The 24,888-nt window shown below is 62.5% G+C and carries 21 protein-coding genes; 8 read left to right on the top strand and 13 right to left on the bottom strand.

The features are described from left to right. Positions 1 to 78 precede the first annotated feature (78 nt). The 3 genes from I554_RS0103050 to pcsA all read right to left on the bottom strand — a co-directional run bounded on the left by I554_RS0103050 (position 79) and on the right by pcsA (position 2,611). On the bottom strand, positions 79 to 1,053 hold the full coding sequence (locus I554_RS0103050) for a quinone oxidoreductase (RefSeq protein WP_024577998.1): 975 nt from the start codon (positions 1,051 to 1,053) through the stop codon (positions 79 to 81). Positions 1,054 to 1,142: 89 nt separating this feature from the next. Next, positions 1,143 to 1,880 (bottom strand): TerC family protein, encoded by a 738-nt coding sequence (locus I554_RS0103045; protein WP_024577999.1) that lies wholly within the window; start codon positions 1,878 to 1,880, stop codon positions 1,143 to 1,145. Further along, entirely contained in the window at positions 1,877 to 2,611 is a 735-nt protein-coding gene (gene pcsA / locus I554_RS0103040) for a phosphatidylcholine synthase (protein WP_024578000.1), read from the bottom strand. Before pcsA ends, I554_RS0103045 begins: the two co-directional genes overlap by 4 nt. A gap of 155 nt (positions 2,612 to 2,766) precedes the next feature. On the opposite strand from pcsA, the gene I554_RS0103035 reads away from it, so the two are divergent. Further along, positions 2,767 to 3,963: a UbiH/UbiF family hydroxylase gene (locus I554_RS0103035; RefSeq protein ID WP_024578001.1), complete on the top strand. Its 1,197-nt coding sequence runs from the start codon at positions 2,767 to 2,769 to the stop codon at positions 3,961 to 3,963. 16 nt (positions 3,964 to 3,979) lie between these two features. Here the strand turns inward: I554_RS0103035 and I554_RS0103030 are convergent, their stop codons facing one another. Beyond that, positions 3,980 to 4,201 (bottom strand): hypothetical protein, encoded by a 222-nt coding sequence (locus I554_RS0103030; protein WP_024578002.1) that lies wholly within the window; start codon positions 4,199 to 4,201, stop codon positions 3,980 to 3,982. Positions 4,202 to 4,284: 83 nt separating this feature from the next. Further along, a complete protein-coding gene (locus I554_RS0103025) occupies positions 4,285 to 5,235 on the bottom strand; it encodes an AEC family transporter (RefSeq protein WP_024578003.1) in 951 nt (316 codons plus the stop codon). Positions 5,236 to 5,359: 124 nt separating this feature from the next. Here I554_RS0103025 and hspQ point away from each other — a divergent pair, with 124 nt between their 5' ends. Next, the gene (hspQ, locus tag I554_RS0103020; RefSeq protein WP_006020612.1) at positions 5,360 to 5,692 is read left to right on the top strand and encodes a heat shock protein HspQ; all 333 of its coding nucleotides are present in this window, start codon (positions 5,360 to 5,362) and stop codon (positions 5,690 to 5,692) included. Positions 5,693 to 5,702: 10 nt separating this feature from the next. Here the strand turns inward: hspQ and I554_RS0103015 are convergent, their stop codons facing one another. Both I554_RS0103015 and I554_RS0103010 read right to left on the bottom strand, forming a co-directional pair. Next, complete coding sequence (locus I554_RS0103015) at positions 5,703 to 5,903, bottom strand: hypothetical protein (protein ID WP_024578004.1); 201 nt, start codon at positions 5,901 to 5,903, stop codon at positions 5,703 to 5,705. Positions 5,904 to 6,031: 128 nt separating this feature from the next. After that, entirely contained in the window at positions 6,032 to 6,826 is a 795-nt protein-coding gene (locus I554_RS0103010) for an invasion associated locus B family protein (protein WP_024578005.1), read from the bottom strand. Positions 6,827 to 7,223: 397 nt separating this feature from the next. Here I554_RS0103010 and I554_RS0103005 point away from each other — a divergent pair, with 397 nt between their 5' ends. From I554_RS0103005 to I554_RS0102990, 4 genes are all read left to right on the top strand, one after another. Continuing rightward, positions 7,224 to 8,939: an extracellular solute-binding protein gene (locus tag I554_RS0103005; protein WP_024578006.1), complete on the top strand. Its 1,716-nt coding sequence runs from the start codon at positions 7,224 to 7,226 to the stop codon at positions 8,937 to 8,939. 36 nt (positions 8,940 to 8,975) lie between these two features. Beyond that, on the top strand, positions 8,976 to 10,499 hold the full coding sequence (locus I554_RS0103000) for an AMP-binding protein (protein WP_024578007.1): 1,524 nt from the start codon (positions 8,976 to 8,978) through the stop codon (positions 10,497 to 10,499). A gap of 108 nt (positions 10,500 to 10,607) precedes the next feature. Beyond that, entirely contained in the window at positions 10,608 to 11,852 is a 1,245-nt protein-coding gene (locus I554_RS0102995) for a hypothetical protein (RefSeq protein WP_024578008.1), read from the top strand. An 80-nt stretch (positions 11,853 to 11,932) separates the two neighbouring features. Beyond that, positions 11,933 to 12,322, top strand: a complete 390-nt coding sequence (locus I554_RS0102990) for a PRC-barrel domain-containing protein (RefSeq protein WP_006020618.1) — start codon at positions 11,933 to 11,935, stop codon at positions 12,320 to 12,322. Between the two features lie 117 nt (positions 12,323 to 12,439). On the opposite strand, the gene mfd is transcribed toward I554_RS0102990, so the two are convergent. Both mfd and I554_RS0102980 read right to left on the bottom strand, forming a co-directional pair. Continuing rightward, the gene (gene mfd / locus I554_RS0102985) at positions 12,440 to 15,955 is read right to left on the bottom strand and encodes a transcription-repair coupling factor (RefSeq protein WP_024578009.1); all 3,516 of its coding nucleotides are present in this window, start codon (positions 15,953 to 15,955) and stop codon (positions 12,440 to 12,442) included. After that, positions 15,952 to 16,242, bottom strand: coding sequence for a succinate dehydrogenase assembly factor 2 (locus tag I554_RS0102980; protein WP_024578010.1), 291 nt, complete (start codon positions 16,240 to 16,242; stop codon positions 15,952 to 15,954). Before I554_RS0102980 ends, mfd begins: the two co-directional genes overlap by 4 nt. A gap of 145 nt (positions 16,243 to 16,387) precedes the next feature. On the opposite strand from I554_RS0102980, the gene recG reads away from it, so the two are divergent. Beyond that, complete coding sequence (gene recG, locus I554_RS0102975) at positions 16,388 to 18,496, top strand: ATP-dependent DNA helicase RecG (RefSeq protein WP_024578011.1); 2,109 nt, start codon at positions 16,388 to 16,390, stop codon at positions 18,494 to 18,496. Positions 18,497 to 18,522: 26 nt separating this feature from the next. Here recG and I554_RS0102970 read toward each other — a convergent pair whose 3' ends face one another. The 4 genes from I554_RS0102970 to glmU form a co-directional block, all read right to left on the bottom strand. Next, a complete protein-coding gene (locus I554_RS0102970; RefSeq protein WP_024578012.1) occupies positions 18,523 to 19,161 on the bottom strand; it encodes a class I SAM-dependent methyltransferase in 639 nt (212 codons plus the stop codon). A gap of 131 nt (positions 19,162 to 19,292) precedes the next feature. After that, on the bottom strand, positions 19,293 to 20,063 hold the full coding sequence (locus I554_RS0102965; RefSeq protein ID WP_024578013.1) for a DUF502 domain-containing protein: 771 nt from the start codon (positions 20,061 to 20,063) through the stop codon (positions 19,293 to 19,295). Between the two features lie 178 nt (positions 20,064 to 20,241). Beyond that, the gene (gene glmS, locus I554_RS0102960) at positions 20,242 to 22,068 is read right to left on the bottom strand and encodes a glutamine--fructose-6-phosphate transaminase (isomerizing) (RefSeq protein ID WP_024578014.1); all 1,827 of its coding nucleotides are present in this window, start codon (positions 22,066 to 22,068) and stop codon (positions 20,242 to 20,244) included. A 132-nt stretch (positions 22,069 to 22,200) separates the two neighbouring features. Beyond that, positions 22,201 to 23,562, bottom strand: coding sequence for a bifunctional UDP-N-acetylglucosamine diphosphorylase/glucosamine-1-phosphate N-acetyltransferase GlmU (gene glmU / locus I554_RS0102955; protein WP_024578015.1), 1,362 nt, complete (start codon positions 23,560 to 23,562; stop codon positions 22,201 to 22,203). 160 nt (positions 23,563 to 23,722) lie between these two features. On the opposite strand from glmU, the gene I554_RS0102950 reads away from it, so the two are divergent. Next, entirely contained in the window at positions 23,723 to 24,832 is a 1,110-nt protein-coding gene (locus I554_RS0102950) for a hypothetical protein (RefSeq protein WP_024578016.1), read from the top strand. Positions 24,833 to 24,888: the final 56 nt, after the last annotated feature.

The following is a 24,888-nucleotide window of genomic DNA, read 5'->3' as shown; positions in this document are numbered from 1 at the left end:
AGCGAAGCGAAGCAATCCATCGCGTGGTGCAATAGAGTGGATCGCTTCGTCGCGAGCGCTCCTCGCAATGACGGAAAACTACGGCTTCAAAATCCCCGAGCCCGTGGTCACGCGGCTCTCGAGATCACGGTGCGCCTTCTGTGCATCCTTCAGCGCATAGGCGTGATTGATCGGTACATGCAGGGTGCCGCTGATGACGGCGGCGAACAGCGTATCCGCACCCTCCATCAGCTCTTTGCGCGTTCCGACGTAATCATTCAGCTTCGGACGGGTTGCGAACAGCGAGCCGTGATTGTTGAGCTCGGCGATGGAGAACGGCGGCACCGGCCCCGATGCGTTGCCGAACGACACGAACAGTCCGCGCTTTCTGAGTGACTTCAACGATCCGGCGAACGTGTCCTTGCCAACGCCGTCATAGACCACATCACAGAGTTCACCGCGGCTGATCTGCTTCACGCGTTCGGCGAAATCTTCCTGATTGTAGAGGATGACGTGATCGCAGCCGTTGGCCAGCGCGAGTTTCGCCTTCTCCTCGGTGCCGACAGTGCCGATGACATTCGCGCCCAGCGCCTTCGCCCACTGACATGCAAGCAGGCCGATGCCGCCGGCTGCTGCGTGGATCAGCACACGATGACCGGGCTCGACCTTGAACGTCTTGAACAGCAGGTACCAGACCGTCAGCCCCTTGAGCATCAGCACCGCCGCCTGCTCATGCGAGATGTGATCCGGCAGCTTCACCAGCTTGTCGGCGGGAATGTTGCGCTCGGTCGCGTAGCCGCCGAGATTGAAGTAGTACGCCACGCGATCACCAGGATGGAAATTGGTCACGCCCGGACCGGCAGACACCACTTCGCCAGAGGCCTCGTTGCCGACAACGAACGGCAGGCCCGGCGCTTTATAGAGACCGGTACGGTAATACGTGTCGATGAAGTTCAGGCCGATGGCGTGCTGGCGGATGCGGACCTCGCCGGGACCGGGCGGAGGCACCTCAACATCCTCGTAGATCATCACTTCCGGACCGCCCACCTGATGGACGCGCACAGCCTTGGTCATGGTTTCTCCCGGCCTTTTCTCAAGCAATCTCAACCGGGAGCGAAGTCCATCGGCAGCGAATTGTCAACGCGGACCAAAGCCGCGCCGGATCAGCCTTTTTGCAGGCTTGTCCGCTTCCTGCGATTGCGCTTGGCAAGAATGTTGAAGAATTCAACCGACGCCGAGAAGCAGATCGCCACGTAGATGAACGCACGAGGAATGTGAAAGTGGAATCCGTCCGCGACCAGCGCCACGCCGATCAGAACGAGGAACGCCAGCGCCAGCATCTTCGTCGTCGGGTGCTCCTTCACGAACGCGGCAACAGGTCCGGACGAGACGTACATAACGCCGACGGCGATGATGACAGCGGCGACCATGATCTTGATATCGTCCACCATGCCGATCGCGGTGATGATGGAATCGATCGAGAACACCAGATCGATGACGATGATCTGGATGATGACCCAGAAGAATGCGCTCGGCGTGGCCTTGGCGGTTTCCTCGACCTCCTTGGCTTCAACCTCGGCATGAATTTCATGGGTCGCCTTGGCGATCAGGAACAGGCCGCCGACGATGAGGATAATGTCGCGCCACGATAGAGCGAATTTCGCGACAGTGATAACCGGCTGAGTCAGACCAATCAGCCAGACCAGGATGCTCAAGAGCGCAATCCGGAAGACCAGCGCCAGCGCCAGGCCGATCTTGCGGGCGCGCTCTGCCTGTTCGGGCGGAATGCGCGATACGATCACCGACAGGAAGATCACGTTGTCGATGCCAAGCACGATTTCGAGCGCCGTCAGAGTCAGCAGCGCGGCCCAGGCTTCGGGGCTCGTCAATAATTCCATCATGCGCGGTTCCCACCAAACAGTCTGATCAGAACATCACTCAGAAGAATGTATGCGCCGATGGCGCACAGTCCGGCAGTGACCCACCACGACACCTCGAAATTGGCAGCAATCGCGATCATTGCCAATATTGCCCAGATCACCAGCAACGCGATGTTCAGTTTGCGGAATCGCGTGGTGCGAAGCGGATGCATCACGTTGAACGGCACGAAGGTCAGCGCAACGAGAATCGCGAGCGCGATGCTGCCCACGACGGCTGGCGGTTTCAGCAGGAACAGATAGAACGCCGCGCCATTCCAGAGCGCCGGAAATCCGCGGAAATGATTGTCGTCGGTCTTCATGCGCCGGTCGGAAAAATACAGCGCGCCGGATACAACGATAGCGGCGCCCAGCACATATGTCGCCAGCGGGATCAGAAGACCGCTGGCGGTGATGGCATAGGCCGGCACAAACACGTAGGTCAGGAAATCGACCACCAGATCGAGCGTATCGCCGGACCAGTTCGGCAGCACGTCGCCGACGTTGAGCCGCCGCGCAAGCGGTCCGTCGAGGCCGTCGATCAGCAGCGCCAACCCAAGCCAGCCGAACATCCCGGCCCAGTGTTCCCTGACCGCCTCCAGCATGGCAATCAGCGCAACCGCGCCGCCCAGCGCCGTGAAAATATGAACACCGAACGCGGTCACGCGCATTCTGGCGGGAAACGGAGGCTGATCCTGCGGGCCGGGCTCGCTCATGTACTCTCGTCACTAACAGGATTCCCGGCACTTTGCATATCCGGTGCCGGCGGATTCGATTGTGACAGGCGCGAACCGGATTTGCCTTAAATGCCCCCTACGATGACAACCTGATATCCATTGTGACACCGGAAAAATCCGGCGATAGGTAGCCTATGACCGAGCCTCGATCCGCATCGCAAAACTATCACACCGCCGTCGTAGGCGGCGGTCCCGCCGGGCTGGCCACGGCCATCGCACTGGCCCAGGCGGGCGTCGATACCGTTCTGGTCGCGCGCCGCTCGCCCTATGCCGACAACCGGACCACGGCCTTGCTCGGCGGCTCGGTGGATTTTCTGCAATCGCTGAATATCTGGCGGCGCTGCACCGGCGCCGCCGCCGCGCTGCGCACGATGCGGCTGGTGGACGACACGCGCCGCCTGATCCGCTCGCCGGAGGTGAAGTTCTCGTCCGACGAGATCGGTATGGAGGCATTCGGCTACAACATCGAAAACCGTCTGCTGATGGTTGCGATGGAAGCGCGCGCGGCCGAGCTGCCAAATCTCGCGCGCGTCGATGACGACGCCCAATCGATCGTCGCCAACGAAACGTCAGTCATTATCACCACCAAGGACGGTCAAACCCTTAGCGCAGCGCTGGTGGTGGGCGCCGATGGACGGCACTCACTGTGCCGGGAGGCCGCCGGCATCGGCGTCAAGCGCCGCGATCTTGGTCAGTCGGCATTGACCCTGAACGTGACGCATACCCGCCCGCACGGAAACTGCTCGACCGAGTTTCACACGGAATCCGGTCCCTGCGTATTCGTGCCGCTGCCCGGCAACCGGTCCAGCATCGTCTGGGTGGTGAAGCCGGGCGAAGCCGAGCGGTTAAAGAACCTCGACGAGGACGCACTCGCCCTTGCCGTCGAACGCCAATCGCATTCGATCCTCGGCAAGCTGACCATCGCGCCGGGACGTCACGTCTTTTCGTTGGCGATTGAGAATCCCGATCATCTTGCCGCGAAGCGCATCGCGCTCGTCGGCGAGGCCGCGCATGTGCTGCCGCCGATCGGGGCGCAGGGTCTCAACATGGGACTGCGCGATGCGGCCGATCTGGCGGAGATCGTGCGCGATGCACTGTTGATGGGCAGTGACCTTGGCGACGACACGATCCTGCAACGTTACGCCCGCGCACGCCGCGCGGACGTGTTCAGCCGCACCTTTGCGGTGGACATGGCAAACCGCACCTTGCTCAGCGATTTCCTGCCGGCGCAATCACTCCGGGCCGCCGGGATGCACGTGCTGAACACGGTCGGTCCGATCCGGCGGCTCGCAATGCGCGAAGGACTGTCGCCCTCGTGGCGCGGACGTTAGCTCCGGGCACAGGTCCTTACCGAACCGGCACCAGATGCACGCGATCGATTGTGCCGCCGCTGGTGGCAAAACTCTTCATCGCGGCTTCGATCAACGCATCGACCTTGGCAACATCAAAAGCCGGGGCGGCCGCATTCAATTCCAGATCGGTTTCGACAACCAGCACCGTCTCCACGCCGTCCTTGTCGATTTCAATCGTCGTCCGGATGCTTTTGGCATTGGGATTGTCAATCGTCATCGGAATGCTCCTTGCGATCCATCGGAGCATAGCACAGCCGCGTTTCTATGGCGGCACCGTCCGCTGGCCAGGAATCCGCTCGATCACGGAAAAATCATGCCGTTCTTGATCATCCACATGACGCTGGTCAGCGTCACCACGGATACGAACGTGCCGATCAGAACCAGCGTCGAGGCCGGTTCGATCCAGGTATCGTACTGACGCGCGATCACGAACACGTTGAGCGCCGGCGGCAGTGAGGCCAGCAACAGCGCGGTCGCAGCCCACTCCATCGGGAACGGACCGAGCAGGATCAAAAGGCCGAACACGATCAGCGGATGCAGGATCAGCTTGACGGCGATGACCCCCGGCACTTCCCATGGCACGCGCTCGAACGGCCGCAGCGCGACGGTCACGCCGAGCGCGAACAGCGCGACCGGTGCGGCAGCGCTTTGCAAAAACTGAAACGTGTTGTCGAGCGCGACCGGCACCGGGACATGGAAGGCCGCGACCAGCACACCGAAGTATGACGCAATGATGAGCGGATGCAGCAGGATCTGTTTTGCAACAAGTCCGATGGTCGGCAACAGTGGCCGCCGCTCGCCGTCCGTCAGCACCATCAGCAGCGGCACGGTCGTGAACAGGAAAATGGTATCGAAACAGAAGACCAGAGCGACGGGTGCCGCGGCCTTCGCGCCCAGCGTGGCAAGCGCCAGTCCCGGTCCCATGTAGCCGATGTTGCCGTAGCCCCCGCCGAGGCCCGCCATCGCGGATTCGCGTGTCGAGAGCTTTGCGATGAATTTCGCGCCGAACATCGACAGGAAGAATGCGCTCGCGGTCGCAAGCGTCGTGGCGATCACGAAGGGCGGATTGTTCAGTTGTTCGAACGGCGTTCTTGCAAGCGTTCTAAAGAACAGCGCCGGCAGCGAAACGTAGAGCAGGAAGAAATTCATCCACTCCAGGCCAGCTTCCGGAAGACGTTTATATTTCCCGCAGGCATAGCCGATGAAGATCAGCCCGAAATACGGGAGAGCGAGATTTAGAATATCGATCATTGGGATACGCTTATTATGCCGCGCGGCACCAGAGAACCGACTGCGGCGCAGGGGAGCCCCTCACCCGCCCGATTCAGGCGTAAACCCCTAGCATCGGCCACAATCATGGTCTATTCGACGGAGGATGATTAAAGCTCGCACCGCCAAGTTTCAGATCGGCCAGATCGTTCGCCACCGGATTTTCTCTTTCCGTGGGGTGATTTACGATATCGATCCGGAATTCAACAACACGGAAGAGTGGTGGCTGTCGATCCCGGAAGAGATGCGGCCCCACAAGGATCAGCCGTTCTATCATCTGCTGGCCGAAAATTCAGAGTCCGAGTACGTCGCGTACGTCTCGGAACAGAACCTGCTGCCTGACGAGTCAGGCGAGCCGATCCGGCATTCGCAGGTCGCCGAGATTTTCGTCAAGGACAAGTCCGGCAGCTATCGTCCGCGCAATCCATCGCTGAACTGACGGCTTCGGCTTAAGCCTGCTTCCGCCCGTCCCGCTCCTTCACCAGCGCTTCAAGCTCCTCGGTCTGCTGCGCGATGCGATCGGCGTTGCGCTCCTCGTTCTGGCCGCCGGACACCGCCGCCGCCTGCTCGATGAGTTGCCGGATGTTGTCCCGCACGATGGCGATGCGGTCTTCGAGTTCGGGAAGCGAGAGTGCACTGTAGTCGGACATGAAGTTCTCCTGTGGCGGTGCGCCATGCATCGCTCATTCTGCAACGCGCAGCGAACTATGCCCGTTCCGTAACCAATAAAAAAGGCGCGCATTGCTGCGCGCCCTTTGTTCGTGTGCGAAAGACCGCGTTACTTCGCGGCGGGATTGGCGGGCGGAGCCGCGTTTTCCAGCTTCTGGCGGGCTTCCGCCGCGCGCTTCTGAAGCTCTTCCTGCAGCTTCTTCTGGGTCTCTTCAAACACCTTCGGGTCGGTCGGCGGGCCGTCGTAGGCCTTTGCGAACTCGGCAAGCGGAAGCGCCAGGGTCAGCGGGGCGCCGTTGGCGTTGATCGCCTGCACGACGAGGTTCTGGCCCTTCTTCATCTGGCCCAGCATGTCCGGGGTCACTTCGTAATCCGACATGCAGCCGTTGGCGAAGCAGATCACGTAGGGGCTCTGCTGCGGCGCGTTCTGGTCGACGATAATACGGGTGCCGTGCACGAGCTGCATGCCGAGCGGCAGGGTGACGCGAAGCAGCTTCTTCGGCTCGCCTTCCGGCTCGATGATCACGGCGGCAACGACAGGCTGGCCGGATTCGATGCGACCGTCCTTGCCGGTGAAGCACACCTGCTTGGCGTTGGCATCCTGGCCCTTCATGCAGAACTTGGTCCAGGGCTGGTAGATCAGCTGCACCTGCTGGTCAGCCGGAGGCTGCTGGGCAGCGCCCGCGGCAGGAGCCTGCTGAGCGGCCGGAGCCGGTGCCTTCGGTGCGGCCTTCGGAGCAGCCTTGGGAGCAGCAGCCTTCGGAGCCGGAGCGCCAGGGGCTGGCGCGGGTGTCTGGGCCTGGGCGCCGGAAATGCCGGCAGCGGCCAAAAAGGCGCCCGCGGTCAAAGCGGCGAACACCCGGCCGCGCGGCAAGGCCTGCGCGGCCAAGATACGGAAATTCATTGTGGAAAACCCTTTCTGAACCTTAACGCCCGCTCCCGTTCGGGACCCGGATGCCTGTTTGTTCGGCGGCTGTCTCGGAGCCAATTGAGGCGGTTACGTGACAGTGCCCGCAGCCTTCCTCGAATAGCCCGCCTTCAATACAACGGCGAACGAAAAGATCAATGCCAACAGTGATATTTGCGGGTCGCAACCCGTATTATCGGAGTTGAACGTGGTAAATTTTCGCGTGAAGTCAGCCGAATCAAACCGGGTGCCATCCGCAGTGCGCCGCAGCGGTCAAAGCTGGGCGCGAAACCTTGGCTGCGTGGCACTGATCTGGGCCGGACTAAGCGCGACAGACCTCCGGGCCGAGCCCACGGGCCAACGAGATTCCCCAGTTCCGGCTCACGGTATCGCCATGCATGGCGTCCCGGCCCTGCCCGCGAACTTCGCTCATATGCCTTACGTCAATCCCGACGCGCCAAAGGGCGGCCGGATCATTTTCGGGCTTCTCGGCGCGTTCGACAGCCTCAATCCGTTCATCGTGAAGGGCATCGCGGTTCAGCAGGTCCGCGGCTACGTCATCGAAAGTCTGCTGGCGCGCGGCCATGACGAGCCGTTCACGCTCTACGGTCTGCTCGCGCAAACCGTCGAGACCGACAGCAATCGGACCTATGTCACGTTCCGGCTCAATCCGCTGGCGCGGTTCTCCGACGGCAAGCCGGTGCTGGCGGCCGACGTGCTGTTTTCCTGGCAGTTGATGCGTGACAAGGGCCGGCCCAATCACCGGCTGTATTACGCCAAGGTCGAAAAAGCCGAAGCGCTGGACGAACGTACCGTGCGGTTCGATTTCGGCGGCGCGAACGACCGCGAATTGCCGCTGATCCTGGGCCTGATGCCGGTCTTTCCGAAGCACGCCATCGATGTCGCAACCTTCGAGGACACATCCCTTACCGGTCTGATCGGCTCGGGCCCCTATCGGATCACCGGCGTCCGCGCCGGGCAAAGCGTGACCATGACGCGCAATCCGGACTATTGGGGCCGCGACCTGCCTATCAACCGCGGTATGTGGAACTTCGACGAGGTTCGTCTCGACTATTACCGCGAAGCCAACGGTGCGTTCGAAGCGTTCAAGCGCGGCCTCTACGATTTCCGGATCGAGAACGAGCCGCTGCGCTGGCACGAGGGATACAATTTCGCCGCGGCGAAAGCCGGTGACGTCATTCGCGACGAAGTCAAGCCGGGCACGCCGCAGCCCTCTGAATACCTCATCTTCAATACGCGCCGTCCGGTGTTCACGGACATTCGCGTTCGTGAAGCATTGACGCTGCTGTTCGACTTTGAGTGGATCAACCGCAACTACTTCTTCGGTCTGTATGGACGCTCGGCCGGATACTTCGCAGGCTCCGAGCTGTCCGCCTACACCCGCCCGGCAGACGCGCGTGAGAAAACATTGCTTGCGCCTTATGCGGCAAGCATCCGCCCCGATGTGATGGACGGCAGCTACCGCCTGCCCGTCACCGACGCCTCGGGGCGCGACCGCGCATCACTGCGGGCGGCTCTCGCGCTACTGGCACAGGCCGGTTACCAGCTCGACGGCACGGTGCTGCGGCAGAAAGCCAGCCGGAAGCCGTTGACGTTCGAGATCCTGGTCACCACGCGGGATCAGGAGCGCATCGCGCTGGCCTATTCCCGCGATCTCAAGCGTGCCGGCATCGACGTGGCGGTGCGCGCCGTGGATGGGGTGCAGTTCGACCAGCGCCGCCTCGCCTTCGACTTCGACATGATCCAGAACCGGTGGGACCAGTCGCTCTCGCCGGGCAACGAGCAGGCATTCTACTGGGGCAGCGCTGCTGCCGATAATCAGGGCACCCGCAACTACATGGGGGCGAAGTCACCGGCCGTCGATGCAATGATCGCCGCCCTTCTCGAGGCACGCGAGCAATCCGGCTTCGTTCCGGCCGTCCGCGCGCTCGACCGGGCGCTGATCTCGGGCTTCTACGCTATCCCGCTTTATAACGTTCAGCAGCAATGGCTCGCGCGGTGGAATCGGATAGAACGGCCAAAGGCCACTGCGCTCACCGGGTATCTGCCGGAGACGTGGTGGCAAAAGCCGGGCGCGAAAGCGCCTTAGATGACCTCTTGATGTCGTGACCGCGTGAGCGAGACCTTGCAGACCACGCCGACCTCAGCAGCGACCTCGTCAGGCGCGCCGCTGACGCTCGACGATCTGTTCCGGCGCACGGTGCTGCGGCAACCCGACGCGATCGCGCTGATCGACCCGCCGAACAAACACCGCGTCACCGGCACCCAGCCGCAGAAACTGACGTTCGCGCAGGCCGATCAGGCCGTCTCCGCCATCGCAGCGCGCTTTGTGGAGGCCGGGCTGCCGCCGGGCTCGATCATCGCCCTGCAGATGCCGAACACTGTCGAGTTCGCGGTGACCGTGCTGGGCGCACTTCGTGCCGGCCTGGTGGCGGCGCTGCTGCCGCAGCTCTGGCGGCAGTCGGAACTGACCGGCGCGCTCAACCGGATCGGCGCCCGCGCCATCGTCGGCGTCAGCCGCATCGAGATTGTGGACCATGCCGAACTCGCCCTGAACGCGGCGGTCGAAGCCTTTTCGATCCGCCATGTGTTTGGCTTCGGCCACGATCTGCCGGAAGGCATGGCGCCGCTCGAAATCACGACCAGTGGCATGAATGGCTGGCTGCCGCCTGCGCCGCCTGATGCGCGCAGACCGGCGATCATAACGTTTGACGTCACGCCGGATGGATTTCGTGCAATTCCGCGCAACCATCTGCAATTGATCTCGGGTGGTCTTGCGATCTTCCTTGAAGCCGGCCTCCCGCAAGGTGCAAGGCTGTTGTCCGCGATTGCGCCGGCATCGTTCGCAGGCTGCGTGTCGTCCGTGGTGACCTGGTTGCTCAGCGGCGGATCGCTGGCGCTGCATCACCCGGCGGACCTGCAGGTTCTCGAACAGCAGATCGTCGACGAACACCATGACACACTGATCGCGCCCGCCCCGCTGGCGCTCCGGCTTGTGGAGAGCGGAACGCTGGCGCGGCCCCAGGTCGCCATTAGGAACGTCATCGGACTGTGGCGCACGCCGGACCGCGTCATGGCGAGCGAAGACTGGCAGGATACCGGCACCACGCTCACCGATGTCTATCTGTTCGGCGAAGCCGGCCTGTTCGCCGCCCGGCGTCTCACCGACGGCGCGCCGGTGCCCATCACACCTGGCTCGTTCAGCGCACCACGTGGCGCGGCAAGCTCGAAAGCCATCGGCGAGATCATCGTGACCCCGAAGGCGACGCTCGCACTGCGCGGCACGATGGTGCCGGTCACGGCCTATCGGATTTCATCTGACGACCCGCTGAAGGAAGCGGCTGCTCCGGACTACGTCGATACGGGATATGCTGCGCATGTTGATCGTACGACAGGCGCCATCGGCATCACCGCACCGCCCGTCGGAATTGTCGGTGTCGGCGGCTATCGCTTTCTCGCGCAGGATCTTGAGTCATGGGCGAAACGCCTCGCAGCAGGCGCGATGCTGACCGCATTGCCTGATCAACTCAACGGCTTCCGCCTCGCCGGACGCGCCGGAGATAACCGCCGCGCGCGCGAAGCGCTCGGCGAACTGGGCCTGAATCCACTGATGGTGGATGCATTCCGCGACCGTTCCAGCGGAACCTGAGCCCCTCATTTCATCAATCGCATTGACCTGCCATTAACAGGCGCGGTTTAGGCTTCGCGCGCTGCCGACACTTTCGGCTGTTCCACGGTTTCTGTGAGTCACTACACCATGTCGCAGCAAGGCCCGATCCTCACTGTTTCAAATCGGGAAGGCCGAACCCTCGCCGACGCGATCGCGCAGGTGAAGACATTTCCGCTGGTGGATGTGGGCTGGCCGGATGCGGCAGACGCCATAGCAAGGCTGCGGCCAGCAGCCGTACTCGCGGCCGATCTCGACGGTCACGACGCTGCATTGGCAAGTCTGGCGAAACAAGCCGCGCAAGCCGATCCCTACCTCCCGGTTCTGGCCGTCGACCCCGGCACAGTGTTGCCGCAAAATGTTCTTCCGTTCACACAGGTCGGCCGAAACGCCGAGCGCCTGGTCAGCAGGCTCAATGCCGCACTGCGCGTGCGCGCGCTGCACGTGACGTTGCTGCGCCGTCTGGCAAACGAACGTTCCACGTCTACCCGCATGCCGACGAGTGATCCCATCGACGACGCGACGGTCCTGCTGATCGGGCGCGGCGCGGGCTATCCTGCCCTGTCGGTCTCACTCGGCGAACGGATGGGTGTCGTCGGCGCGCTCAGCATCGAGGCCGCCGCCAAGCACCTCAATGCCCGTGAACTCGACGGCATCATCATCGGTGACGGGTTTACCCTGCGCGTACTCGATGCGTTTCTGACCGTGCTGTCGGAAGACTCCCGGTTCCGTAACCTTCCTGTTCTGGTGGGAAGTGGAACTGGTCTGACCGCCGGTTACGACCTGCCCAACCTTGAAATCTCCAACGGCGATCCGCACACGGTCGCAACCCACGCCGTCCCGCTGATCCGGCAGCAGGCGTTCGAGTCGCGCATCGCACGCGCACTGAAATCGATTGACGTCGGCGGCCTGCTCGATCCGCGCACGGGATTGCTGAACGAATACGCCTTCAGTCGCGATTTCGAGACCGCCGTGACCGACACCCAGACGCGCGGCGCGGGATTGTCCGTCGCCCGCATCACCTTCGCGCAGGGCTCGATCTCGGAACGCATGCGCCTCGACGCGGCGCGCATTCTCAGCCGCCTGATGCGGCGGATGGACTTCGCCACGCTGGATGAAGAAGGCGCGATCGTCGCGGTGTTCGCCGAAACCGACCTGCGCAACGCGCACGCCATTGCACGGCGGCTGACCAGCGTGCTGAGGCACACGATGTACAGGACCAAGCGCGACCAGCGGCTCGATCCGCAGGTCACCGTCGCAACACTGATGCCCGGCGATACGGCGTCCGCGATCCTCCGGCGGCTGCACACCGAGGCGCAGCGGGTCGCGTCCTAAAAGAATTTTACTTTCGATATCGTCAGGAACAATCGCACCGGCTTCGCATTGGTGAGCCTCTATTCCCTTTGGAGGATACCATGAAGAAGATTGCACTCGTCGCCGCATCGCTGGCCGTTCTCGCCGGTCCGGCACTCGCGCAGACCAGCGGAACTGCTCCTGCTGAAGCCAAATTCTCGACCGTCGCGAAGGACGAGATGTTCAGTTCGAAGCTCAAGGGCCTGAACGTCTACAACCAGAAGGACGAAAAGGTGGGCGAAATCACCGATCTTGCCATCGGCAAGGGCGAGCAGATTCAGGCCATGATCCTGTCCGTCGGCGGGTTCCTCGGCGTGGGCGAGCATTACGTCGCTGTGTCGCCTTCGTCCGTGCGTGTGAGCTACAACAAGGACAAGGACACCTGGACTGCGAAGATGAACACGACCAAGGAGGCGCTGAAGGCCGCACCTGAGTTCAAGTATCCGAAGTAACGGCTCCTGCTAGATAAGCTCTTCGTCATTGCGAGGAGCATTTGCGACGAAGCAATCCAGCTCCTTAGATTCCAAGACTGGATTGCTTCGCTTCGCTCGCAATGACGGCGCGGAACATCACGCCGCCTTCTTGCCTTCCGCCAGATTGGCAAGATCGCGCAGGATCGTGGTCGTGCCTTCGACGCGCTCCTCCGCCGTCTCCCATTCCTGGAAGAATACCACTTTCATGTCCGGGCGAACCTTGGCGGCTTTGCCGTGGCGGCTGATGAAGAACATGAGCCGGTCCGGATGCGCGAATGAGTTATCGCGGAATGTAATGACCGCGCCCTTCGGGCCGGCATCGACCTTCTCGATGTTGGCGCGGCGGCAGTACGACTTGATCGCCGCAATCTTGAACAGCCAGCGCACTTCATCCGGCAACGGCCCGAAACGGTCACGCAGCTCCGCGCCGAAGTTTTCGATCTCGTCCTCGGTGTCGAGATCCGCAAGACGGCGATACAACGACAGCCGGATCGAGAGATCAGCCACGTAGTCTTCCGGAATAAGGACAGGCATGCCGAGCGTGATCTGCGGCGACCAGCGGTCCGCGACCGGCTCGGAGATGCCGGCCTTGAGCGAGAGGATCGCCTCCTCCAGCATCGATTGATACAGTTCGAAACCGACTTCCTTGATGTGGCCCGACTGTTCCTCACCGAGCAGATTGCCTGCGCCACGAATGTCGAGATCGTGCGACGCGAGCTGGAAGCCCGCGCCGAGGTTGTCCAGCGACTGAAGCACCTTCAGGCGGCGTTCCGCCTGCGCGGTGATCTTGTGCGTGGATGGCAGTGTGAACAGCGCATAGGCGCGCAGCTTCGAACGGCCGACGCGTCCGCGCAGCTGATAGAGCTGCGCGAGGCCGAACATGTCGGCGCGGTGCACGATCAGCGTATTTGCGGACGGAATGTCGAGACCGGACTCGACGATGGTTGTTGAGAGCAGCACGTCGTACTTGCCGTCGTAGAACGCGGACATGATGTCCTCGATCACCGTCGGCGGCATCTGGCCGTGGGCGACGGCGACTTTCATTTCCGGCACGTGCTTGTCGAGGAAGTCCTTCACCTCCGCGAGATATTCGATGCGCGGCACGACATAGAACGCCTGACCGCCCCTGTATCGTTCGCGCAGCAACGCCTCGCGGATCATCAGCGGGTCGTGCGGCGCGACAAAGGTGCGCACCGCGAGACGATCGACCGGCGGAGACGCGATGATCGACAGTTCGCGAACGCCTGTCAGCGCCAGTTGGAGCGTGCGCGGGATCGGCGTAGCCGATAGCGTCAGCACATGGATCTCAGCACGCAGCTGCTTCAGCCGTTCCTTGTGGGACACGCCGAAGTGCTGTTCCTCGTCCACGATCAAAAGGCCGAGATCCTTGAACTTGATGCTCTTGCCGAGCAGCGCGTGGGTTCCGACGATGATGTCGATATTGCCGTCCGCAAGATCCTTCTTGACCTGCGTCATCTGCTTGGGCGCGACAAGGCGCGACGCCTGCGCAACGTTCACCGGGAACCCTTTGAAGCGTTCCGTGAATGTCTTCGTATGCTGCCGGGCCAGCAACGTGGTGGGCACGACGACCGCGACCTGCTTGCCATCCATCGCGGCGGCAAAGGCTGCGCGCAGCGCAACCTCGGTCTTGCCGAAGCCGACGTCGCCGCAGATCAGGCGATCCATCGGACGTCCGGCATCGAGATCGTGCAGCGTAGACGTGATCGCGCCGAGTTGATCCTCGGTTTCCTCATAAGGGAAACGCGCGCAGAACTCGTCATACGTGCCTTGGTGAATCGGGAACTTCGGTGCCTCGTGAATATGGCGTTCGGCGGCGATCTTGATCAGTTCGCCGGCGATCTCGCGGATGCGGTTCTTCAGCTTGGCCTTGCGCGCCTGCCATCCGCCGCCGCCTAACTTGTCCAATTCGACATTGGTCTGGTCAGAACCATAGCGCGACAGCAGTTCGATGTTCTCGACGGGGAGAAACAGCTTGGTCTCGTTGGCGTAGTGCAGTTCGAGACAGTCGTGCGGCGCGCCGCCGACCTGCAGCGTCTGCAATCCGACAAACCGCCCGATGCCGTGTTCGACATGGACGACGACATCGCCGGTGGCCAGCGACGTTACTTCGGAGATGAAATTGTCGAGCTTGCGGCTCGCCTTGCGTGGACGCACGAGGCGGTCGCCAAGAATGTCCTGTTCGGTGATGAGCGCAATGGCCTCGGTCTCGAAACCGGACTCGAGGCCGATCACCGCAAGCATGGTCTCGTTGCGCGGCGTCGCCTGCACAGCGCGCCATGTGTTGACGCTGGTGGTGTTGAGCAGCTTGTGATCCTTCAGCATGCTCGCCATACGATCGCGCGAGCCTTCGGACCACAGCGCGACAACGACCTTCTTGCGCGCCGCCTGCAAGCCGTTGATATGCGCCACCACGCTTTCGAAGACGTTGACCTTGGTATCGCCACGCTCCGGGGCGAAGTCGCGTCCCTGCCGCGCGCCGACGTCGATGACGCCCTCGCCTTCGGGCAGCGCGAACGGCGTCAGCCGCGCCAGTGCGCTATTGGCGAGCAGCGAGGTCCATTCCGCCTCGGTGAGATAGAGCCGGTCCGGCGGCAGCGGCTTGTAGATCGCGCCGCCGCCAGGAGTATCCATCGCCTCGCGCCGCGCCTCATAATAATCGTTGATCTGGGTGAACCGTTCGCGGGTGGCGTCCTCCGCCAGAGGCTCCATGACGATGGGCGCTGCGCCGAGATAGTCGAACAGCGTGTCCATCCGCTCCTGAAACAGCGGCAGCCAGTGCTCCATGCCCGGATGGCGGCGGCCTTCGCTCACCGCCTCGTAGAGCATGTCGTCGCGGTCCGGCGCGCCGAACTGCGCGACATAGCCCATGCGGAAACGCTTGATGGTTTCGGTGACGAGCTGGAATTCCGACACCGGCACGAGATCGAGTCCGCGCATGTCGAGCAGCGTGCGCTGGGACTCCGCGTCGAAGGTACGGATCGATTCCAGCGTGTCGCCGAAGAAGTCGAACCGCACCGGCTGGTCCAGCCCGGCCGGAAACAGATCGAGGATGCCGCCGCGCACGGCATATTCGCCGGGCTCGCGCACCGTCGAGACGCGGTTGTAGCCGTTGTGCTCAAGCCACGCCGCGATGTTATCCATCGGCACGCGATGTCCCGGGGCGACCGACAGTGCCTGCGCCGCGACCACATCGCGCGCGGGCACGCGCTGGACGATGGCGTTGACGGTGGTCAGCACGATCAGCGGCTTTTCGCTGCCCTGAAGACGCGAGAGTTTCGCCAGCGTCGTCAGGCGCTGCGCCAGAATGCCGCCATGGGGCGAGACACGGTCATAGGGCTGGCAGTCCCATGCCGGAAACTGCATCACTGACAGGTCAGGCGCGAAAAACTCCAGCGCGCGGGCCAGTTGCGCCATCCGCGGGCCGTCGCGGCAGACCACGGCAAGGCTGATCGCAGGCGGGTTCGGCTTGGCCGCGACTGCGCGGGCCATGTCCGACACCACCAGCGCCTCGGCACCATCGGCAACGTTCGACAGCGTCAGCGCATGGCCGGGCCGCAACGCCTGAGCCGGAGATTTCGCCGAAGCCTTCATGAGAACCGGCTCGTATCCAGGAACTGCTTGATGCGCACGAAGATGCCGTCCTTGTAAGGGGACGTGAGCGGCTGCGCGCCGCTGAATGCCGCGTAAAGATCGGGGTCTGGCAATTCCATCAGGCCTTCGAGATCGTCCAGATCCGCGTCCGACAACGCGGCGATATGCACATCGGCGAAGCCTCCGAGGATCATGTCCATCTCGCGCGTGCCACGATGCCAGCAACGGAACAGCAGTCGCTTGCGCCGGTCGTCGAGGCCATCGCTTGATCGTGTCGTTCCCGTCATGTCCTGAACTCTCTCCAACGCAAAAAGCCCGGACGGTGCCGGGGAGGCTGATATAGCCGTCATGGCAACCGATGTCAGCATTTCTCTGATCTTGCATTCGGGATATGCAAAAGCGGCGGCAAACGTCCCAATTGAGTCGATCTGAATGCGTCCGTCCCTGCTCAATCCCCTGTTCGCCCCCGTCACCAGCCTCACAGGCGTGGGGCCGAAGCAGGAAAAGCTGTTTCGCTATCTGCTGGGCCGCAGCGAAACGCCGCGTCTGGTCGACCTGCTGCTGCACCTGCCAACCAATGTGATCGACCGCCGCACGCGGCCGACTATCGCCGAAGCTGTTCCGGGAACCGTGGTGACGCTCGAAGTCACCATCGACCGTCACCGGCCCGCGCCTCCCGGCCGCTCCCGCGCGCCGCATCTGGTCTATGCGAGCGACGAGACCGGCGATGTGGTGCTGACCTACTTCCGCGCCAAACCCGAATATATCGAGAAGTTGCTGCCGAAGGGCGAGAAGCGCTACGTCTCCGGCACCGCGCAGATGTTCGACGGCACGCTCCAGATTGTGCATCCCGACCGCGTCGTGGACGAGGAAGGCCTCGCCAAGCTGCCGCAGATCGACACCGTGTATCCGCTGACCGAGGGTCTCGCCATCGGTTCGATCCGCCGCGCCATGGCGCAGGCGCTGCAAAAGCTGCCCGAACTGCCGGAATGGATCAGTCCCGAGGTGCTGCGTCGCTGTAAGTTTCCACCACTGAGCGTGTCGCTGCGTCACGTCCATGAACCAACCGAACTGACCGACATCCTGCCGCAAAATCAGTTCTGGTCGCGGCTGGCGTTCGATGAGTTGCTGGCGGGACAACTCGCGCTGGCGCTGGTACGTGCGCAGCTTCGCCGCCCCGCCGGTGTCCGCAATGCCGGCGACGGACATCTGCGGCACAAGATCATCGATGCCCTGCCCTATGCACTGACGAACTCGCAGCAGGAAGCGGCGAAAGCCATTGCCAGCGATCTCAACGAGCCGGTGCGGATGCTGCGACTTCTGCAGGGAGACGTGGGCTCAGGCAAGACCGTCGTGGCTCTGCTCGCCGCTGCTGCCGTTGCCGAAACCGGCAAGCAATCCGCGCTGATGGCGCCGACGGAAATCCTTGCTCGTCAACATATCAAAACTATTGCGCCCCTGGCGGAGCGCGCCGGGATGCGGGTCGCGATCCTGACCGGCCGCGAGAAAGGCAAGGAACGCCGCGAAATCATCGCAGGGCTCGCGGATGGTGAGATCGATCTGCTGGTCGGCACCCACGCACTGATCCAGGACGATGTGATCTTCAAGGATCTGGCGCTGGCGGTGGTCGATGAACAACACCGCTTTGGCGTGCGCGAGCGGCTTGCGCTCACAGAGAAAGGCGAAGCGGTCGACGTGCTGGTGCTGAGCGCCACGCCGATCCCGCGCACGCTGGTGCTCACCTATTTCGGCGACATGGACATCTCCGAATTGCGCGAGAAGCCCGCCGGACGCCAGCCCATTGATACCCGCGCGGTGGCCGACAGCCGCACCGGCGAGATCATCGACGCAGTTGGCCGTGCCATCGACAGCGGAAAGCTGGTCTACTGGATCTGCCCGCTGGTCGAGGAATCCGAGGCTGAGGGAATCGAGCATCTGACGAATGCGACGAGGCGGTTCGAGATTTTGCAGAAGCGGTTCGGCGATCGTGTCGGCCTGGTCCACGGCCAGATGAAGGGCACGGAAAAGGATCGCGTGATGGCGCAGTTCGCTGCCGCCGAGATTCAGGTGCTGGTGGCGACCACGGTGGTCGAAGTCGGCGTCGATGTGCCCGCTGCCTCCATCATGGTGATCGAGAACGCGGAGCGTTTCGGTCTGGCACAGTTGCATCAGTTGCGCGGGCGTATCGGGCGCGGTTCGGAAGCCTCGACCTGCCTCCTGCTCTATCACGAGCCACTCTCGGAGATGTCCGCGGCGCGGCTGAAGGTGATCCGCGAAACAACCGATGGGTTCCGGATCGCCGAGGAAGATCTGCGCTTGCGCGGCGAAGGCGAAGTCCTCGGCACCCGCCAGAGCGGCCTGCCCGGCTATCGCATCGCGCGGCCCGAGGTCCACGCGCAACTGATCGCGCAGGCACGCGACGAAGCGGTGCGGATCATGCAGGACAGTCCGAAGCTCAAAGGCGCGCGCGGCGAAGCGCTACGGTGTTTGCTCTACCTGTACGAGCGCGACGAAGCGCTGCCGTTGATCGGCGCGGGTTAGCGAATTCAAGATTGCGCCGCGCGCTATCACTTCTTACGCGCAACGATGAAAGGCCGGTTGTCGTAGCCCTTGGTCGAATGGCGTTCGGTTGAAAGAATGTCGAAGCCCGCGGCGGATATGCAACGACTCAACTCCGCTGCACTGAAAACGCCGGCATGGGGCGCCTTGCCGATTGCGCGCATTGCAGGCAGGACGAACCGGATCAGCGGGTTCATGTCGCCAACGCAAGGAGTCTTGGAAATGAACAGACCATCGGCGGCAAGCAGGCTGTGGATGCGTTGTAAGGTGCCCGGCAGATCGCGAACCAGATGGAGATAGTTAAACCCAAGAACTGCGTTGAACTGCCCGGTCTCATCAAGCTCAAGCGCCTGAGCGGTTGACGTGCGAAATTCAAGCGCAGGGACAGGAGCTGCAATGCATTTTTCTTCGGCAATCATGATCATGCTGGCCGAAAAGTCCGTGGCGAGATAACTTCTCACATCACCCGCGAGTTGCAATGCTGTCGTTCCGGTGCCGCATCCAAGCTCCAGGACCCGATCTCCCGCACCCAACAGAGCGCGAGTCCGATCCAGCGTGCGTTCGTATCCATCCCTATCCGCAATCGCGGCCTTGGCATATTTTTGTGATGCCCGGTCCCAGAAGCGGGTATCGCTCGCAACGCTCATTCAACATGCTCTCTCACAGGACCGCCAAGTTTATGCGCTGACAGTGGCTCATGGCGGAAGCCGCAGCATGTCTGCCTTTCAGCGCTGAGCTCACGGACATTGAAAGCGGGCAATCGCGAATGACGCGCGCCCTACTCCACCTTCGCCGGCGTTTGCGATGCCGTTGCCACGCGCGCGGCATTGGCCATCTCGGCCAGCGCGTTGACCTTCTTCTGTGCGTCGCTGCCGGGCTGCACCACGCCCGCCGACATGATCAGTGTCGCGGCGGCGTCGGTGCTCATATCGACCTCGATGAGTTTCGATTTCGGAACATAGAAGAAGAATCCGGTGGTCGGGTTCGGCGCGCATGGCAGGAACACCGAGATGAACTCGTCGTCCTGTGGAAGCTTCGTGGCGATCTCCGTGCTCGGCGGCTGGGAGATCAGCACGATCGACCACATGCCCGGCGACGGGAACTCCACCAGCCCCACCTTGCGAAAGCTGGATCCGTTGCCCGAGAACAGCGTTTCGAACACCTGCTTGAGGCCGCGATAGATCGCCCGCACGACCGGCATACGGCCGAGCAGTCCCTCGCCGAATTCGACCAGCGTTCGCCCGATCAGATTGGCAGCGAGGAAGCCGAGGAACGTCAGCGCGAACACCGCGACGATCAGTCCCGACCCCGGCAGACCGAACGGCAGATAGGTCTCGGGACGATAGGCGACCGGCACGAACGGCCGAACGATGCCGTCGACCCAGGTGACGAACCACCAGACCAGGTAGATCGTGATCGCGATGGGACCGGCAATGATCAGGCCGGTGAGGAAATAGTTGCGGAGCCGCGCCATCGCGCCGCGCGGCGCGCCGGCCGGCGGTACGGGCGGCAGGCCTCCCGGAATCATGTTGGGGCTAGTCTCATTCATTGGCGAGCCAAATCATCCTCAAGCGAAACACTATCTTGGCGCGTATTCTGATCGCAAAACCGGTGCCCACTTTTGCGGAATACGCGCGGGAACACCATCGCAAATCATTGCGACACCACTGTATCAGACTTTTCGGGGCGAGAACGGCCCGCGCTGCGACCGTTTGTCTGCCCGCGCCTTACTCAACGGTCACAGATTTGGCGAGGTTCCGCGGCTGGTCGACGTCGGTGCCCATCACCACGGCGGTGTGATACGCCAGCATCTGCACCGGGATCGCATAGACCAGCGGCGTCACCGTAGCCGGCATGTCAGGCAGGATGATGGTGACCAGCGAGTCGACGGTCGCTTCCTTGGCGCCCTGCGCGTCGGTCATCAGGATAATCCGGCCGCCGCGCGCCGCGACCTCCTGCATGTTCGAAACCGTCTTCTCGAACACGCGGTCGTACGGCGCGATCACGACAACAGGCATCTTCTCATCGATCAGCGCAATCGGGCCATGCTTGAGTTCGCCGGCGGCGTAGCCTTCGGCGTGAATGTAGGAAATTTCCTTGAGCTTCAGCGCGCCTTCCAGCGCCAGCGGATAATTGGTGCCGCGGCCGAGATAAAGCACATCCTGGCTCTTGGCGATGTCGCGGGCGAGCTTTTCGATTTGCGGTTCGAGCGCAAGCGCCTGCGTCATCAGGCGCGGCACTTCGATCAGCGCATGTACCAGCTTGGTCTCGTCTTCAGCAGACAGTTCGCCTCGCGCCCTGCCCGCGGCGACCACGAGCGAAGCAAGCGCGGCAAGCTGACAGGTGAAAGCCTTGGTCGAAGCGACGCCGATCTCGGGTCCAGCCAGCGTCGGCAGCGCGGTCTCGCTTTCGCGGGCGATGGTCGATGTGGGAACGTTGACGATGGAGATGGTGTGCAAGCCCTGCGACTTGGCATAGCGCAGCGCCGCCAGCGTATCGGCGGTTTCGCCGGACTGCGAAATGAAGATTGCAAGATCGCCCTTGCGCAGGGGCGCTTCGCGGTAACGAAACTCCGACGCCACGTCTAGTTCGACCGGCAGCCGTGCGAGGCGCTCGAACCAGTACTTGGCAACGAAGCCTGCGTAGCTTGCGGTTCCGCAGGCCGTAATCGATACCCGCTGAATATCCTTGAAGTCGAACGGCAGCTTGACCGGCATGGACACCTTCTCGGTGGCCATGTCGACGTAGTGCGCCAGTGTGTGACCGACGACTTCAGGCTGCTCGTGGATTTCCTTCGCCATGAAGTGGCGGTAGTTCGCCTTGTCCACCAGCGATGTGGCGGTGTTGTGCTTGACGATCTCGCGTTCGACCACGGCGTTCTTGTCGTCATACACGGTCGCATCGCCGCGCGACAGCACAACCCAGTCGCCGTCATCGAGATAGCTGATGGTGTCGGTAAAGGGTCCGAGCGCAATGGCGTCGGAGCCGAGATACATCTCGCCGTCGCCGTAGCCAACCGCGAGCGGCGAGCCCTTGCGCGCGCCGATCATCAGGTCCTCTTCGCCCTTGAAGATGAAGGCCAGCGCGAATGCGCCATGCAACTGCGGAAGCGTTGCCTTCACGGCATCCGCCGGAGACAGGCCCTTGGCGAGATATGAATTGACCAGATGGGCGACGACCTCGGTATCGGTCTCGCTGGAAAACTTCGCGCCCTGCGCTTCGAGCTGCGCGCGCAGGTCACGGAAATTCTCGATGATGCCGTTGTGAACCACAGCGACATTGTCGGTCGCATGCGGATGGGCGTTGTTCTCGGTCGGCTTGCCGTGGGTGGCCCACCGCGTGTGACCGATGCCGATATGCCCCTCGAGCGGCGATGATTTCAGCACCGCTTCGAGGTTTTTCAGCTTGCCCTTGGCGCGGCGGCGATCGAGCAGCACGCCTTCCAGCGTGGCGACGCCCGCGGAATCGTATCCGCGATATTCAAGCCGCTTGAGAGAGTCGACCAGTTGCTCGGCAACCGGTCCCCGTCCAAGAATTCCTACAATTCCGCACATGCGGTTCGATGTCTCCAGCCCGCCCTGATGCGGCCTTATGTACCGAGGAATAACACGGTTCTGCCTCAACAATTGTTGCGGATTGAGACAGGGTAAACCGTTAACGAAAACAGTCAGGTAGGGCGCGGGGCCTTACTTTGGACTTTTGGGCTTCCGATTGAGCATTTTCATGTCGCGGAATCGCTTTGCCCAACCTTCGCGCACCGCCTGATCGCTGCGTTCGACGGCCAGCGAATCGTCCGGCACATCCCGGGTGATGACCGAGCCCGATCCGATAAAGGCACCGGTGCCGATCTTGACCGGCGCCACCAGCGACGAGTTCGAGCCCACGAAAGCGCCGGCGCCGATCTCGGTCCGGTGTTTGTCGAAGCCGTCGTAGTTGCAGGTAATGGTGCCTGCGCCGATATTGGCGTTCGCGCCGATATGGGTATCGCCGATATAGGTCAGGTGATTGACCTTCACCCCGGCTTCAAGATCGGCGGCCTTGGTCTCGACGAAGTTGCCGATGCGCACGCCCTCGCCCAGCACCGTGCCTGGCCTCAGCCGTGCGTAGGGACCGATGGACGCGTTCTTGCCAATGCGCGCGCCGACGATGTTCGAGAACGAATGAATCACCGCGCCGTCGTCAATGCTCACGCCCGCACCGATCACGACAAACGGCTCGATCGTGACGTCCTTGCCGAAGGTCGTGTCTGCCGAAAGGAAAACCGTGTCCGGCGCGATCAGCGTCACACCGGCATCAAGTGCCGCCTGCCGCAGCTTTCGCTGCATCACCTGTTCGGCTTCGGCAAGCTGGGCCTTGGTGTTGATTCCGCGCACTTCGTCCTCGCTGGTTTCGATGACCACTGCCCGCAAGCCGAGTTCGCGCACGATCGCCACCGCATCCGTTAGATAGTACTCGCCCTTGCTGTTGCCATTGCCGATACGATCGAGGATTTGCAGAGCGGTCTTGCCCGCAAACGCCATGACGCCTGCATTGCAGAGTGCCACCGCGCGCTCCGCCGCGCTCGCGTCCGCGTGTTCACGGATCGCTACAAGCTGCCCGCCGTCTTCCAGCAATCGTCCATAACCAGTCGGATCGGCGGCCCGAAAGCCGAGTACCGCCAGCGCCGTGCCGTCCTTCAACGCGGCACGCATGCGCTCGAACGTCATGGCGTCGATCAGCGGCGTGTCGCCGAATGCAATGAGGAGATCGTCAGCACCCGCCGCGATGGCTTCGCGAGCCGCCAGCACCGCATGAGCCGTGCCAAGTCGCTCACGCTGCACGAAAGTGCCGGCCTCCGGACGAACTCTCTTGATCTCGTCGATCACTGCCTGATGGTCCGGCCCGACCACCACAGCGACGGCATCGCTCTTACCGGCTGGCGCAGCCCCCAGCACGTGGGCTATCAGCGGCCGTCCCGCAACTGCATGCAGCACCTTGGGCAGGCTGGAACGCATTCGCGTGCCCTCGCCGGCTGCGAGTACGATCGTAAGAGTTGATCTGCCGCTCATGCTTTTTCCTGTGCAGCGTGCGGGTGCGCCAGCGTGGTCTTACCCGAGAGCGCCGGGCGACAAAAGCATTTTGGGGGGCTCTCGCCAGCACGCATGTGGCCCGGCTTCTGTTAATCTTTACGCAATGATTCGCAGGGCCGCGGGAGGGCCCGACAGTCCCATGACCAAGGATCGCAACCATTTCCGCGATGATCTGACCGAGGATGACGGTGCCGGCTGGATCAATCGTTTTCTCGCGGAAGAGGACGAGTTTGGCGGACCTTCGATGTGGCGTCTGGCATCCTGGGGCGTCGGTACGGTCGGAGCGCTGATCGTTGCGATTCTTGCGACGCGCTCACCGGCGGCGATTAACCGCGATCAAATGGCGTCCGCCGAACTTGCACGGCAGTCCCAGCAAGTTCAGTGGATCGCAAAGGAAAGCCAGAACAAGGCGCGTGAACTTGCCGCAGCCGTCGAGACGCTAAACAGCGACCGCGACCGCCTTTACGCGCGTGTGACCGTGCTTGAGCAGGGACTGGATTCCGTTACCGGCGCCCTGGCGCGGCCTGCTCCGGCCCCTCCACCCGCAACATCACCAGCGGCTGCGGCTCCTGCACCGGGAGTTCTCCCGCCGGTTGTTGAAGCTGACCCCATCGGACCGGTCAAACCAGCCGAGGCGAAAACCGAACCTGTGGCGCAGCTTCCCAGGATCGCGCCGGTCGCCACTGCCCCCGCCGCACCGTCTCCTCCTGCCAAGGTTACCGAGCAGAGGGCTGAAACGTCAGCTACTGACCAACCTCCGGCCCCAGCCGTCACAGCTGCCATCCCGCCGCCAACCCCGGCACCTGTTGAAACGCCGTCGGCAGCTATCGTGCGCAAGACGGAGTTCGGTATCGACCTCGGCGGCGCGAATTCGATCGAAGGTCTGCGCGCAGTGTGGCGCGGTGCAGTCAAGAGCAACTCAGAACAGCTCGCATCGCTCCAGCCGATCATCGTCGTGAAAGAGCGTCACGACGGTTTGGGAATGCAACTGCGGCTCGTTGCCGGACCGTTGTCCGACGCTGCGGAAGCGGCCAAGCTGTGTGCGGGAGTGCTGACCGAGAGCAACCGGCCTTGCGAAACGGCTCTGTATGAGGGGCAACGGCTGAGCATGATCAGCGAGAAACAACCGGAGGCGAAGAAGCCAGAAGGTCAGGTTCATCGCTCGAAGCGACGAAGCAAGCAGCGCGGAGAACCCGTGGCAGAACAGCCCAAGTCGTCGTCCTTCAGCTCTTTTTTCGGTAACAAATAACCACTCAACTTTGTGGCCGTCCGGGTTGTATCGCAATCCGTTCCGAACCATATTCG

This window comes from Afipia sp. OHSU_II-C1 (assembly GCF_000497575.1).
Taxonomy (GTDB): Bacteria; Pseudomonadota; Alphaproteobacteria; order Rhizobiales; family Xanthobacteraceae; genus Afipia.
Note: the sequence above shows the minus strand (reverse complement) of the source record. Positions and strands in the feature narration are given on the sequence as shown.